This is a genomic window from Pseudomonas aestuarii, from assembly GCF_027988105.1.
Taxonomy (GTDB): domain Bacteria; phylum Pseudomonadota; class Gammaproteobacteria; order Pseudomonadales; family Pseudomonadaceae; genus Aquipseudomonas; species Aquipseudomonas aestuarii.
This window is the reverse complement of record NZ_JAQJZJ010000002.1, coordinates 383,425-397,386: the sequence shown is the minus strand read 5'-3', so window position 1 is coordinate 397,386 and position 13,962 is coordinate 383,425. Positions and strand designations below refer to the sequence as shown.

Below are 13,962 nucleotides of genomic sequence, written 5' to 3'. Positions count from 1 at the left end.
CATTACATGTCAGCCACTTTGCCCGGATGTGGGGTGGCCTTCAAGCGTCCTTGTCGCGTTGGCCGAGCAGGCTGTCGACGGTCGGCACGCGGGTCTCGCTTTCCATCTGCGCATCGTGCTCCAGCTGATGGCTGAAGCGCTCCAGTGAGCCCTGGGCCGGTTGCGCGTCGCTGGCGAACACCGGCGGGCTCAGCAGGTAGGCGCTGAGCAGGCGGCTGAGGCTGGCGAGGCTGTCGATATGGGTGCGTTCGTAGCCGTGGGTGGCATCGCAGCCGAAGGCCAGCAGGGCCGTGCGGATGTCATGGCCGGCGGTGACGGCTGATTGCGTGTCGCTGTGGTAGTAGCGAAACAGGTCGCGGCGCACCGGGATCTCGTTCTCGCTGGCCAGGCGCAGCAATTGTCGGGACAGGTGATAGTCGTAGGGGCCGCCGGAGTCCTGCATGGCCACGCTGACCGTGTGCTCGGTGGACTGTTGCCCGGGCGCGACCGGGGCAATGTCGATGCCAACGAACTCACTGACGTCCCAGGGCAGGACGGCGGCGGCGCCGGAGCCGACTTCCTCGGTGATGGTGAATAGCGGATGGCAATCGATTTCCGCTTCCAGGCCGCTTTCCTTGATGGCCTTGAGCGCCGTGAGCAGGGCGGCGACGCCGGCCTTGTCATCCAGGTGGCGGGCGCTGATATGGCCGCTTTCGGTGAACTCCGGCAGCGGGTCGAAGGCCACGAAATCGCCCACCGAGATGCCCAGCGACTCGCAATCGGCGCGGGTGGTGGTGTACGCGTCCAGGCGCAACTCGACGTGATCCCAGCTGATCGGCAGCTGATCGACCTCGGTATTGAAGGCATGCCCCGAGGCCATCAGCGGCAATACGCTGCCGCGGATCACCCCGTGATCGGTGAATACGCTGACCCGGCTGCCTTCGGCGAAGCGACTCGACCAGCAGCCCACGGGGGCCAGGGCCAGGCGGCCGCTGTCCTTCAGCTCGCGGACAATCGCGCCGATGGTGTCGAGGTGAGCCGACACCGCACGGTCCGGACTGCTTTGCTTGCCTTTCAAGGTGCCGCGAATGGTGCCGCGGCGGGTCATCTCGAAGGGGATGCCGATCTCCTCCAGGCGCTCGGCGACGTAGCGCACGATGGTGTCGGTGAAGCCGGTCGGGCTGGGAATGGCGAGCATTTCCAGGAGGATCTTTTGCAGGTAGTCGAGGTCGGGTTCGGGGAGTTGGGGCATTAACGTCTCCTTGCGTGCCGCTGGAAAGGGGGCTTTGTTTCGCGGCGAGGTCGTACGGCAAGCCAAGTAGGGCGGGTGCAACCCGCATAGAATCGCCATCGGCGGATTTCACCCGCCCTACGGGGCGCCGTCAGCTGATCACCTGGCTCAGTGGGAACAGCAGGTCGATAAAGCGTTCGGCGGTCGGTTGGGGTTCGTGGTTGGCCAGGCCGGCGCGTTCGTTGGCTTCGATGAATACGTATTCGGCCTGGTCGGCCGCTGGCACCAGCAGGTCGAGGCCAACCACCGGGATGTCCAGGGCTCGCGCGGCTTTCACCGCCGCCTCGGCCAGCGCCGGGTGGAGGATGGCGCTGACGTCTTCCAGGCATCCGCCGGTGTGCAGGTTGGCGGTCTTGCGCACGGCCAGGCGCTGGCCCTGGGGCAGGATGCTGGCGTAGTCGACCCCGGCGGCATGCAGGGTGCGCAGGGTTTCCGCATCCTTGGGGATGCGGCTTTCACCGGCAGTGGCAGCCTGACGGCGGCGGCTTTGCGCGTCGATCAGGTCGCCGATGCAGTGACGGCCGTCACCGATCACTTCGGCCGGGCGGCGAATGGCTGCGGCGACCACCTCATAGCCGATTACCAGGATGCGCAGGTCATGGCCCTCATGAAAGCTTTCCAGTAGCACGCGGCTGTCGAATACCTGGGCGCGTTCGATGGCGTCCTGCACCTCGGCCGGGCTGCGCAGGTCGACCGCGACGCCCTGGCCCTGTTCGCCGTCCACCGGCTTGACCACCAGGCTGCCATGCTCGGCGAGGAAGGCGGCGTTCTCCTCGGCGCTGCCGGCCAGGCGCTGGGCCGGCAGGCTGAGGCCGGCGCGCTTGAGGGCGCGATGGGTCAGGCGCTTGTCCTGACACAGGGTCATGCTCACCGCGCTGGTCAGGTCGGTCAGCGATTCGCGGCAGCGGATACGTCGGCCACCGTGGCTCAAGGTGAACAGTCCCGCGTCGGCGTCGTCCACGTGCACCTCGATACCGCGACGCAAGGCTTCGTCGACGATGATCCGCGCATAGGGGTTGAGGTCGGCCTCAGGGCCGGGGCCGAGGAACAGTGGCTGGTTGATGCTGTTCTTGCGCTTGATGCTGAAGGTTTGCAGTTCGCGAAAGCCGAGCTTGGCATACAGCCGCTTGGCCTGGTGGTTGTCGTGCAGCACCGAGAGGTCGAGGTAACTCAGGCCGCGGCTCATGAAGTGTTCGATCAGGTGGCGCACCAGCACTTCGCCGACCCCGGGGCGGTTGCAGCGCGGGTCGACCGCCAGGCACCAGAGGCTGCTGCCGTGTTCCGGGTCGCGGTAGGCCTTGAGGTGGTTGAGGCCCATGACGCTGCCGATCACCGCACCACTGTCTTCGTCCTCGGCCAGCCAGTACACCGGCCCACCCTGGTGGCGCGGGGTGAGTTTGCCCGGGTCGATCGGCAGCATGCCGCGCATCTGGTACAGGCAGTTGATCGCCTGCCAGTCCTCGGCATTCTGCGCGCGGCGGATGCGGTAGCCGCGAAAGCCGCTGTGCGCCGGGCGGTAGTCGCTGAACCACAGGCGCAGGGTGTCCGAGGGGTCGAGAAACAACTGTTGCGGCGCTTGCGCCAGTACCTGCTGCGGGGCGGCGACGTACAGGGCAATATCGCGCTCGCCCGGTTGCTCGCTCAACAGTGCCTGCGCCAGCTCTGCCGCGTCAGGGTAGGTATGGCCAATCAACAGACGGCCCCAGCCGCAGTGCAGGGCCAGGGGTTGGCAGGGTTCGGTGCCGTTATCTTCGGCGAAGCGGGCCTGCAGGCGCTCGTAGGAGGGCGCCTGGCCGCGTAGAAGACGTTGGTTGAAGGCAGTGGCGCGCATTGGAGAAGTGTCCTTTGCTGTTTGGCCGCGCCCGGATCGGTTCCGGGTCGCGCTGGGTGTCGTGACATCCCCGGGTGGCCTCCGGGCTACGGCGACGGTACGCACTCCACAAGGGAGCGGGTGGATGTCGCTGGTTGCATCCACCCTGAGGGTGCTACAGGCCTTGCTCGCTCAGCCACAGGTTGAGCGCCGCCAGCTGCCACAGCTTGGAACCGCGCAGCGGTGTGAGCTGGCCATGCGGGTCGGTCAGCAGGCGGTCGAGCATGGCCGGGTTGAACAGCCCGCGATCCTGGCTCGGGTCGACCAGCAGGTCGCGCACCCAGCCCAGGGTGGCGCCTTCCAGGTGCTTGAGTCCCGGCACCGGAAAATAGCCTTTCTGGCGGTCGATCACCTCGGCTGGAATGACCTGGCGTGATGCTTCCTTGAGCACGTGCTTGCCGCCGTTGGGCAGTTTGAAACGTCCGGGAATGCGTGCGGAAAGCTCGGCCAGACGATAGTCGAGGAACGGCGTGCGCGCTTCCAGGCCCCAGGCCATGGTCATGTTGTCGACCCGCTTGACCGGGTCGTCGACCAGCATCACCGTGCTGTCCAGGCGCAGCGCCTTGTCCACTGCGGCATCGGCGCCAGGCTGGGCGAAGTGCTGGCGGACGAAGTCGCCGGCCATGTCGCCCGTCAGCCATGCGGGCTGGACGCAGGCGGCGTATTCGGCGTGATCACGGTCGAAGAACGCCTGGCGGTAGGCGGCGAAGGCATCGTCGGCGCCGTCCACCAGTGGGTACCAGTGGTAGCCGGCGAACAGTTCGTCGGCACCCTGGCCGCTTTGCACCACCTTGCAGTGCTTGGCCACCTCGCGCGACAGCAGATAGAAGGCGATGCAGTCATGGCTGACCATCGGCTCGCTCATGGCGCGGAAGGCTGCCGGCAGTTGTTCGAGAATCTCGTTCTCGCCGATGCGCAGCTGGTGGTGGCGGGTATTGAAGCGCTCGGCGATCAGGTCGGAGTACTGGAACTCGTCGCCACGCTCGCCACCGGTATCCTGGAAGCCGATGGAGAAGGTCGACAGCTGTTCCACCCCGGCCTCGCGCAGCAGGCCGACCAGCAGGCTGGAATCGACGCCGCCGGAAAGCAGCACGCCGACTTCCACGGCGGCACGCTGGCGGATCGACACCGCTTCGCGCATGCCATCGAGGACGCGCTCGCTCCAGTCTTCCAGGCTGTAATCGACTTCATCGCTGTGCGGGCCAAACTGCAGGTTCCACCAGGTCTGCTGTTCGCAGTTGCCCTGGGCGTCGATGCGCATCCAGCTGGCTGCAGGCAGTTTCTCCACGCCAGCGAGGATGGTGCGCGGCGCCGGTACCACGGCATGAAAGTTCAGGTAGTGGTTGAGGGCGATGGGGTCGAGGGTCTTGCCGATATCGCCGCCTTTTAGCAGCGCCGGCAGGCTGGAGGCGAAACGCAGGCGTTGGCCGGTACGCGACAGGTACAGCGGTTTGACCCCCAGGCGGTCACGGGCGATGAACAGTTGCTGGCTGTCACGCTCCCACACGGCGAAGGCGAACATGCCGTTGAGCTTGGGCAGCAGGTCTGCGCCCCAGGCGTGATAGCCCTTGAGCAGTACCTCGGTGTCACCGCCGGAAAAGAAGCGATAGCCAAGGCCTTGCAGTTCGGCACGCAGTTCCGGGTAGTTGTAGATGGCGCCGTTGAACACCATGGACAGGCCGAGGTCGCTGTCGATCATCGGCTGGCCGGAGGCTTCGGCGAGATCCATGATCTTCAGCCGGCGGTGGCCGAGGGCGATTGGGCCCTGGCTGTGAAAGCCATGCGCGTCGGGTCCGCGCGGGGCTAAATGGTGGGTGATTCGCTCGACTGCAGCCAGGTCGGCCGGTCGTTGGTCAAAACGTAGTTCTCCAGCTATTCCGCACATAATTCCTTACCGGTATGGCCGTTGGGGAGGGGTTCGGACTCGCCGAACCTTTTACAGGGAAACAAATAAATGATTTCATGTCAAAGCGATAAGGTGACCTGGAAGGCATGTATGAGTGAAAAAATAGTTTCTACTGAAATAGATTTGTCATCTGTGATGGCGCTTGATCTGCCGATTTTCCAGTCGCTCAGGCGCCTGCAGCAGGCCGGTGAGGTGCATGCCAAGCGCCTGGCCCGTTTTGGCGGGCTGAGCCCTATGCAGTTGATGATCCTGCAGGTGCTGGCCGGTGAGGCCAGGTTGACCGCCAGCGACCTGAGCGGGCGCGTCAGTCTCACGGCGGCGACCCTGTCGGGCATGCTCGACCGTCTGGAGGAGCGCGGCCTGTTGCAGCGCCAGCGTGACGATCAGGATCGCCGCCGCCAGTGGTTGCTGCTCAGTGATGCCGGTCGCGAACTGGTGCAGCAGGCGCCGACGCTGCTGCCGCCGGAGTTTCGCCAACGCTTCGCCGCGCTCAAGGAGTGGGAGCGGCACAGCCTGACCGCCGCGCTGCTGCGCGCGGCAGAACTCTGTGGCGAGATGGAGTGAGGCGCTACTGCCGTTCGTAGAGCGGCTCGGGCGGCGTTCCGTTCGGGGCGAAGCGACATTTTTGCGCCGCGGCGAGTATCCACGGCGTACGGCCGGCGGCGAGTAGCGCCCTAGGGGGTGGTTGTGCGGTTGCCGGGGTTGCTGTTGCGGATCAGCGTGCGCAGGGCGAAACGGTTGGGATGGCAGGCCTCGGCAACATCCCGGGGCACGGGCAGCGGTTCCGCATCGAGCCAGGCGGCAATCAGTTCGCCGGACAAGGGGGCGGTGATCAGCCCGCGCGAACCGTGGCCGCTGTTGATATACAAGCCGTCGAGCCAGGGGCAGGGGACGTCGGGCACCTGGCGGGCATCCTTGGCCAGCACCGCATAGGCCTCGAGAAACGCCGGGCGATCGGCCAGGGGGCCGACGATGGGCAGGTAGTCCGGGCTGGTGCAGCGAAAGGCGGCGCGGCCCTCAAGCTGCGCCGGGTCGAGTCGGGGGCCGTTTAGGCGTTCGGCCAGGTCGTGCGAGATTTCCTCGAGCAGTGCGAGGTTGTCCGCATGATCGGCGCTGTTGAGCGTCAGGTCATCGCTGCTGAAGTCGAAACTTGCCCCCAGGGTATGCTCGCCGAGGCGCGCCGGGGCGATATAGCCCGAGGCGCAGACCACGCTGCGCAGTGCCGAGCTCTGGGCGGTGGCCGGCACTCGGCTGATCTGTCCGCGAATACGCTTGAGCGGCAGCTCGGCACTGCAGGGGAAGCGCTTGATCTCGGCGGCGCCGGCCAACACCACCACGGCGGCACTGGCCAGCAGTTGCTCGCCATTCCAGGCCTGCCAGGCTTGGCCGTCGCGGCGCAATTCCAGCGCCTCCTGGTGCAGTTGCAGGCGAATACTCGGCTGCTCGGCCAGCAACCGGCACAGCGTCGGCGGGTGGACCCAGCCGGCCTGCGGGTAGAACAGGCCGCCGGCCGGCAGCTGGATGCCGGCTTTGGCTGCGGCGCTGGCCCGGTCGAGGTTGACCAGCAGATCGCCGGGGAAGGCCGCGGCCAGTTGCGCCTGGCGTTGCACCTCCTTGGCGTCGAGGGCCAGTTGCAGCACCCCGCAATTGTCCCAGTCGCGGCCTTTATGCAGGCGTTCGAGCAGGCGGCGGGTGTAGCCGAAGCCGCTGACGATCAAGCGCGACAGCGCCGTGCCGTGGGCCGACAGCTTGAGGTAGAGCACGCCTTGCGGGTTGCCCGAGGCTTCCTCGGCGATGTTGGCGTGGCGTTCCAGCAGGGTCACCCGCCAGCCGCGTGCCGCCAGGCTGGCCGCCGTAGCGCAGCCGGCCAGTCCCGCGCCTATGACCAGGGCCTGGCGTTGGCTGTGGCACTGCGCCGGCCGGGCGAACCAGGGTTTGCCGGCGCCCACGGCGGTGCCGACGAACTGGCCCTTGAGTACTTCCCACTTGCTGCCCAGGCCCGGCACGCGCTGCATCTTGAAGCCGGCGTCATTCAGGCGGCGACGCACATAACCGGTACTGGTGAAGGTGCCGATGCTGGTGCCGGGCACACTCAGCCGGGCCAGTTCGACGAACAGTTCCGGGGTCCACATCTGCGGGTTTTTCGCCGGGGCGAAGCCGTCGAGAAACCAGGCGTCGATGCGCGCGTCGAGTTGCGGCAGCAGCTCCAGGGCATCGCCGACCAGCAGGGTCAGGATTACTCGTCCGCCGGCGAAAATCAGGCGCTGGAAGCCCGGATGCAGGGCGACGTACTGGACCAGCAGCTCGTGAGCGAAGGGGGCCAGTTCGGGCCACAAGGCCAGGGCACGCTGCAGGTCGCTGTAGGTAAGCGGGTATTTCTCGACACTGACGAAGTGCAACCGCGCACCAGGGCACGCCTGTTGCTCGAACAGCTGCCAGGCGCAGAGGAAATTCAGCCCGGTGCCGAAGCCGGTTTCGCCGATCGCCAGCTGCTCACCCTCGCCCAGGGCACTGAAACGCGCGGGCAGCTCGTTATTGGCGAGAAACACATGGCGGGTTTCGGCCAGGCCGTTCTGGTTGGAGAAATAGACATCGCCGAACAGCCGCGATAATGGCTGCCCCTCGGCGTCCCAGTCGAGCTGCGCGGGTTGGGTGGCGGGTAGGTCGAGCGGCGTGTCGGGCATGGCGAGGGCACCAGATTGAGCAGGCGGGCATTCTAACGCGGTTGCCCGAGCACTTCAGGGGCGCCGTGGCTTTTGTCGGCGGTCAGCCCCGACGCGCTGCTCGATCTGCCGGGCCAGCGTAAGTGGTTCACCTCTTCGCCCGCGCGATCCGCTAGGCTCTGCTGATCAAATCAGGGAGCTAGTCATGTTCGAGTCCGCCGAGATTGGCCACGCCATCGATAAAGCCACCTTCGATGCCGTGGTGCCGGAGTTGCGTGAGGCATTGCTGCAAGCCCAGTACGAGTTGAAGGATCAGGGGCGGTTTCCGGTGATCATCCTGCTCTGCGGCATCGAGGGGGCCGGCAAGGGTGAGACGGTCAAGCTGCTCAACGAGTGGATGGATCCGCGCCTGATCCAGGTCAATACCTTTGATCAGCAGACTGACGAGGAGCTGGCCCGGCCGCCGGCCTGGCGCTATTGGCGCCAGTTACCGCCCAAGGGGCACATGGGGGTTTTCTTCGGCAACTGGTACAGCCAGATGCTGCAGGGGCGGGTGCAGGGCCATTTCAAGAATGCCGTGCTGGATCAGGCCATCGATGCGGCCTCGGCCCTGGAGCGCATGCTCTGTGACGAGGGCGCGCTGATCTTCAAGTTCTGGTTTCATCTGTCCAAGAAGCAGATGAGGGTGCGCCTCAAGTCGTTGCAGGACGATCCCTTGCACAGTTGGCGTATCAGCCCGCTGGACTGGCAGCAGTCGAAGACCTACGACAAGTATGTGCGGGTCGGCGAGCGGGTGCTGCGCCGCACCAGTCGTGAATTTGCGCCCTGGTATGTGGTCGAGGGCGTGGACGAGTATTACCGCAGCCTGACGGTCGGGCAAACTCTCCTCGATGGTTTGCAAGCTGCGCTCAAAGCCAGTGGCCAGTCGCAGGCTCAGCCCCATGCGCCGCCGCCGACGCCCAGCCTGGATCATCTAAGCCTGCTCGACAGCCTGGATCTGAGCCAGGCGCTGGACAAGGATGACTACAACGAGCAACTGGTCACCGAGCAAGCTCGGCTGTCGGGTTTGCTGCGCGACAAACGCATGCGCAAGCATGCCCTGGTGGCGGCGTTCGAGGGCAACGATGCCGCCGGCAAGGGCGGCGCGATTCGTCGAGTGACGGCGGCGCTCGATCCCCGCCTGTACCGCATCGTGCAGGTAGCGGCGCCGACCGACGAGGAGAGTGCGCAGCCCTACCTGTGGCGTTTCTGGCGGCATATTCCGGCGCGCGGCAAGTTCACCATGTTCGATCGGTCCTGGTACGGCCGGGTGCTGGTGGAGCGGGTCGAAGGGTTTTGCAGTCCCGCTGACTGGCTGCGGGCCTATGGCGAGATCAACGACTTCGAAGAGCAATTAGCTGACGCTGGCGTGGTGCTGGTCAAATTCTGGCTGGCGATCGACCAGGACACCCAGTTGCAGCGCTTCCAGGAGCGTGAGCAGACCCCCTTCAAGCGCTTCAAGATCACCGCGGACGACTGGCGCAATCGCGAGAAGTGGCCGCTGTACCGCGATGCGGTGGGCGATATGGTCGACCGTACCAGTACCGAGATCGCGCCCTGGACCCTGGTCGAGGCCAATGACAAGCGCTTTGCCCGGGTCAAGGTGCTGCGCACCATCAATGAGGCGCTGGAGGCGGCGTTCGCCAAGGACTGAGGGCATCCGTCGCAGCCACATATTGGGGCGTGCATACGACCAGGCAACGATGGCCGCGCATACGACTGGTGAATGATCGTCGCGGGCTTAGATTGTTCGGCCTTATTCTCACCCTATATTCAACGTCAACAACAATGAGGTGCATCATGCGTGAAGTGGTGATTGTCGATAGCGTGCGGACTGGCCTGGCCAAATCCTTTCGTGGCAAGTTCAACCAGACCCGTCCGGACGATATGGCGGCTCATTGCGTGAACGCGCTGCTGCAGCGCAGTGGCCTGGATCCGGCGCTGGTAGAAGACTGCATCGTCGGTGCAGGCTCCAACGAAGGCGCCCAGGGCATGAACATCGGCCGCAACGTGGCAGTGCTGTCCGGCCTGGGCACCCAGGTCGCCGGCATGACCCTCAACCGCTTCTGTTCTTCGGGTCTGCAGGCCATCGCCATCGCCGCCAACCAGATCGCCTCGGGTTGCAGCGAGATCATCGTCGCTGGTGGTGTCGAATCGATCACCATGACCCTGAAAAGCATGAACACCGACAATCTGTTCAACCCCATCCTGCAAAAGGATGTGCCGGGTATCTATTTCCCCATGGGTCAGACTGCCGAGATCGTTGCCCGTCGCTACAACGTCAGCCGCGAAGCCCAGGACGCCTATGCCCTGCAGAGCCAGCAGCGCACTGCGCGAGCCCAGGCCGAAGGCCTGTTCGACGACGAAATCGTGCCGATGAGCGTCAAGTACCTGGTCGAAGACAAGGCCACTGGCGAGAAGCAGCTGCTCGAGGCGGTGGTCGATCGCGACGACTGCAATCGTGCCGACACCACCCTGCAAAGCCTGGCCGGACTCAAGCCGGTATTTGCCGATGACGGTTCGGTAACGGCCGGCAACGCCTCGCAGTTGTCCGATGGCGCCTCCATGACCCTGGTGATGAGCCTGGAAAAAGCCCTGGAATTGGGCCTCGAACCCAAGGCCTATTTCCGCGGCTTCGTCGTCGCCGGCTGCGAGCCGGACGAAATGGGCATCGGCCCGGTGTATTCGGTGCCTAAGCTGCTCAAGACCAAGGGCTTGAGCGTTGCCGATATCGACCTGTGGGAGCTCAACGAAGCCTTTGCCTCGCAGTGCCTGTATGCCCGCGATTGCCTGGGCATCGACAATGACAAGTACAACGTCAATGGCGGCTCGATTTCAATCGGCCATCCCTTCGGCATGACCGGCTCGCGCCAGGTCGGCCATCTGGTGCGCGAGCTGCAGCGACGCAACCTGCGTTACGGCATCGTCACCATGTGCGTGGGTGGCGGCATGGGCGCTACCGGCTTGTTCGAGGCGTATCGCTGAGACCCAGCCATGTAAGCAGGGCCTGGCCACAAAAAAACCGCGTCGTTTGACGCGGTTTTTTTATGTTCGTCGCGCCAGCTAAGGTTGTTGGCAGGAAGAAAGAGTTGGAGTCCCTGCCGCCGCAGGCCCAGGGGTGGCGTATGGCGGCTGTCAGCTGACCCTCCGGCTTGCCTGCCAGTCGGGTGTTAATAAAAAGTGAACCGTCTTGAAAAAGCGTTCGACTAACGAGTAACACCCTAACCAAGAAGGAATACCCGATGAAAATTTGCCCTATTAGCATGACGGCAGCGATCGTATTGTCCATCGCGAGCCAGTGTGCCCTGGCCGGCGATGCGGAGATTACGCTCAAAGCCAATGTCAGTCCGCCACCATCGATCAAGTATGGCCCTGTGATTACCATCAAACCCAAGGGGCTTACTGAGTCCTCTCGGGTTGTAACAGCCGATCCCTCGACTAATGCTGCCTACCGCCCAGCCCCTGCAGCAAAGATCGAACCAGAGGAGATCGACAGCAAGTAATCGATTGCCACAAACAGCACGCCAATCGATTGCGTCGCCCGGCCAGCTTCACTTGCGCAGGTCGATGGCCGGCGTAGGGTCGCGATCGAACAGTTTGCCGGGGTCGCGCGGCAGGATGCCGGGGCGGTAATCGCTGCGCACGTCGCCGAGCACGCGGATATCGCTGTACTTCTTGCCCGAGAGTGCGGCCAGGCCTGCGACGTCGCGGATCACCGTGGGGCGCAGGAATACCATCAGGTTGCGTTTGATCCGGGTGTCCTTGTTGGAGCGGAACAAGCGGCCGAGCAGGGGGATGTCGCCCAGTAGCGGCACTTTCGAGACGGTCTGGGTCACGTCATCCTGAATCAGCCCGCCGAGCACTATGACCTGGCCGTCTTCGGCGAGGATGGTGCTCTTGATCGAGCGTTTGTTGGTGATCAGGTCTACCGCATTGACCCCCTGGGTGGTGGGGGCAATGGAGGAGATTTCCTGCTCGATCTCCAGGCGCAGGCTGGCGCCTTCGTTGATGTGCGGGGTGACTTTCAGGGTCACGCCGATGTCCTGGCGCTCGATGGTGGTGAAGGGGTTGTCCGCCCCCGCAGCGCTGGTGGTGAAGGAGCCGGTCTGGAAGGGCACGTTCTGGCCGACCAGGATCTCCGCCTTTTGGTTGTCCAGGGTCAGCAGGCTGGGGGTCGACAGCAGGTTGCTCTTGGTGTTGGCCGACAGCGCGGTGATCAGCATGCCGAAGCTGTTGCTGCCGAGGCCGATGATGGCGCCATCCGGTAGATTGCTCGGGATGGTGTCCTCCTGGATCGCATTCAGCACTGAGCCCACCGAGAGCCCGGTACCACTGAAATTCACCCCGCCCAGGCCACCGTTGCCGCCACGGGCATCCACCGCCCACTGCACGCCGAGGGCGTCACTGATGTCGCCGGAGACTTCGACGATGGCCGCCTCCACCATGACCTGGGCGCGCGGTACGTCGAGCTGGCGGACGATGTCTTCGAGGGTCGCCACCATATCCGGATCGGCCAGCAGCACCAGGGCGTTGAGGCTTTCGTCGGCGCGGATCAGGACCTGCTGCGGTCTTCCGCCGGACTCGCCGTCGCCCTGGGTTTTCAGCCCTTCGGAGATCTCGCCGAGGGTTTCTGCCAGGGCCTTGGCGTCGTTATGGCGCAGGCGAATCACCCGGGTATTGGCCGAACGACTGGTCGGGCTGTCCAGCGATTGCGCCAGGGCTACCAGCTTGGCGCGTGCCGCTGGCGGGCCGAGGATGATCAGGCGGTTGGTGCGCGAGTCGGCGATCACCTGGATACCGGCCGATCCTTTGGCCTGGCCACGCTCCAGGGTTTTATTGAGCAATTCGGCGGCATCCATGACCCAGGCATGCTGCAGGTCGAGCACGCTGTAATCGCGATCGCCTGTCTGATCGAGCTGGTGCAGCAGCTCCTCGACGCGGGCGATATTGGCGCTGCGATCGCTGATGATGATGGCGTTGGCCGAGGTGACGGCAGCCAGGTGGCCATATTGCGGCACCAGCGGGCGCAGCAAGGGAATGAGTTCGGTTGCCGAGCTGTGCTGCACTTGAATCAGGCGGGTTTCCAGGCGGTCCGGCGCTGCTGGGCCTTGCCCCGCATTGGCCTTGGCCTCGGCGTTGGGCACGATGCGCGCCTGCTCGCCTTGGGTGAGGACGCTGAAGCCATGGGTGGCCATCACCGAGAGAAACAGCTGATACACCTCGCTGAGGGTCAGGGGCGTACTCGATACCACACTGACCTGGCCTTTGACCCGCGGGTCGACGATGAAGGTTTCCCCGGTGATCTGCGCGATCTGCTCGATGAACTCGCGGATATCAGCACCCTTCAGGTTGATCGTCCAGCTTTCTTCCTGTTGGTTGACGCTGGGCATTACCGGGTTGATGGCGGCATAGATAGGGAGGGGGCCGAGGGTCATGCCTGCGGCAAGCAGGGCGAAGGTCAGGCGCGAGAAAATCGGGGTCATCGGTTCAGTTGCTTTCCGTGGTCTGGTCGGGGGTTTCGACGTCGCTCGGCAGGCTGCCGGACGCCTCCATCTGCTGGCGCAGGGCGTCCATGCGTTCGTGCAGTTGCGTGAGGTTATCGTTTTGCGGCTCGTCGAATTGACTCGGGGTATCCGCTGCGGGTTGTGCGGGCGTCTGCAGCAACTGCTCGGGTTGGCGGCGAGGAAAGGCCAGCATTTCCCGTTGGCCATTGCGCAGCAACTCGACGTGGTCGGCATGAACGGCATTGAGGCGAGCCCCGTGGCTGATTTCGCCGTCGATCGAGTAGCGCTGAGGCTGGTTATCTGCGTCGCCAATGATGGCGCTCGAACGCGCCGGGTCGGCATGCACGAAACTGCCCAGCAGGGTCAGGCGCAGGCTGGTGGGTAGTGCGGCAGTTCTGTCGGACGTAGTGGCGCCGAACAGCTGGGCGAGGCTATGGCTGGCGCCGTTGACGGTCAGTTGTGCCGTTTGCACCGACGGGGCTACTGCCGGTGCGCGCAGCAGGCGCAGCCAGTCGGCCGTCTGCCAGGCCAGGCTGATGCTCATGATCAGGACCAGCAGGGCACCGCTCAGGGCGGTGGCGTGCTGTTGTAGCCAGCGTTGAGTTGCCGGAAAAGGCAAGGGCGTCACTCCAGGGATCCAGGGCTGTGCGGCAGGGTTTCGCGCGCCGATCATAGTCAGTTGACGAGGCTTTTTCAGTCACCCGTTAGGG

At 64.6% G+C, this 13,962-nt stretch carries 10 protein-coding genes; 4 read left to right on the top strand and 6 right to left on the bottom strand.

Annotation, left to right across the window (positions count from 1 at the left end; genetic code table 11):
- Positions 1-40: 40 nt before the first annotated feature.
- The 3 genes from PH586_RS05705 to PH586_RS05695 form a co-directional block, all read right to left on the bottom strand.
- On the bottom strand, positions 41-1,231 hold the full coding sequence (locus PH586_RS05705; RefSeq protein WP_271346812.1) for an osmoprotectant NAGGN system M42 family peptidase: 1,191 nt from the start codon (positions 1,229-1,231) through the stop codon (positions 41-43).
- 130 nt (positions 1,232-1,361) lie between these two features.
- Positions 1,362-3,101 carry an N-acetylglutaminylglutamine synthetase gene (gene ngg, locus PH586_RS05700; protein ID WP_271346811.1) on the bottom strand — a complete coding sequence of 580 codons (1,740 nt, stop codon included), beginning with the start codon at positions 3,099-3,101 and terminating at the stop codon, positions 1,362-1,364.
- Between the two features lie 154 nt (positions 3,102-3,255).
- On the bottom strand, positions 3,256-5,025 hold the full coding sequence (locus PH586_RS05695) for an N-acetylglutaminylglutamine amidotransferase (protein WP_271346810.1): 1,770 nt from the start codon (positions 5,023-5,025) through the stop codon (positions 3,256-3,258).
- A gap of 111 nt (positions 5,026-5,136) precedes the next feature.
- Between PH586_RS05695 and PH586_RS05690 the strand changes: the two genes are divergently transcribed.
- A complete protein-coding gene (locus tag PH586_RS05690; RefSeq protein ID WP_271346809.1) occupies positions 5,137-5,610 on the top strand; it encodes a MarR family winged helix-turn-helix transcriptional regulator in 474 nt (157 codons plus the stop codon).
- Between the two features lie 110 nt (positions 5,611-5,720).
- Here PH586_RS05690 and mnmC read toward each other — a convergent pair whose 3' ends face one another.
- Positions 5,721-7,730, bottom strand: a complete 2,010-nt coding sequence (gene mnmC, locus PH586_RS05685) for a bifunctional tRNA (5-methylaminomethyl-2-thiouridine)(34)-methyltransferase MnmD/FAD-dependent 5-carboxymethylaminomethyl-2-thiouridine(34) oxidoreductase MnmC (protein WP_271346808.1) — start codon at positions 7,728-7,730, stop codon at positions 5,721-5,723.
- 184 nt (positions 7,731-7,914) lie between these two features.
- Between mnmC and pap the strand changes: the two genes are divergently transcribed.
- The 3 genes from pap to PH586_RS05670 all read left to right on the top strand — a co-directional run bounded on the left by pap (position 7,915) and on the right by PH586_RS05670 (position 11,251).
- Positions 7,915-9,402, top strand: a complete 1,488-nt coding sequence (pap, locus tag PH586_RS05680) for a polyphosphate:AMP phosphotransferase (protein WP_271346807.1) — start codon at positions 7,915-7,917, stop codon at positions 9,400-9,402.
- A 146-nt stretch (positions 9,403-9,548) separates the two neighbouring features.
- Positions 9,549-10,733 (top strand): thiolase family protein, encoded by a 1,185-nt coding sequence (locus tag PH586_RS05675; protein ID WP_271346806.1) that lies wholly within the window; start codon positions 9,549-9,551, stop codon positions 10,731-10,733.
- A 257-nt stretch (positions 10,734-10,990) separates the two neighbouring features.
- Positions 10,991-11,251 carry a hypothetical protein gene (locus PH586_RS05670; protein ID WP_271346805.1) on the top strand — a complete coding sequence of 87 codons (261 nt, stop codon included), beginning with the start codon at positions 10,991-10,993 and terminating at the stop codon, positions 11,249-11,251.
- 48 nt (positions 11,252-11,299) lie between these two features.
- Here the strand turns inward: PH586_RS05670 and gspD are convergent, their stop codons facing one another.
- A complete protein-coding gene (gspD, locus tag PH586_RS05665) occupies positions 11,300-13,231 on the bottom strand; it encodes a type II secretion system secretin GspD (protein ID WP_271346803.1) in 1,932 nt (643 codons plus the stop codon).
- Between the two features lie 4 nt (positions 13,232-13,235).
- Complete coding sequence (locus PH586_RS05660) at positions 13,236-13,880, bottom strand: type II secretion system protein N (protein WP_271346802.1); 645 nt, start codon at positions 13,878-13,880, stop codon at positions 13,236-13,238.
- Positions 13,881-13,962 lie beyond the last annotated feature (82 nt).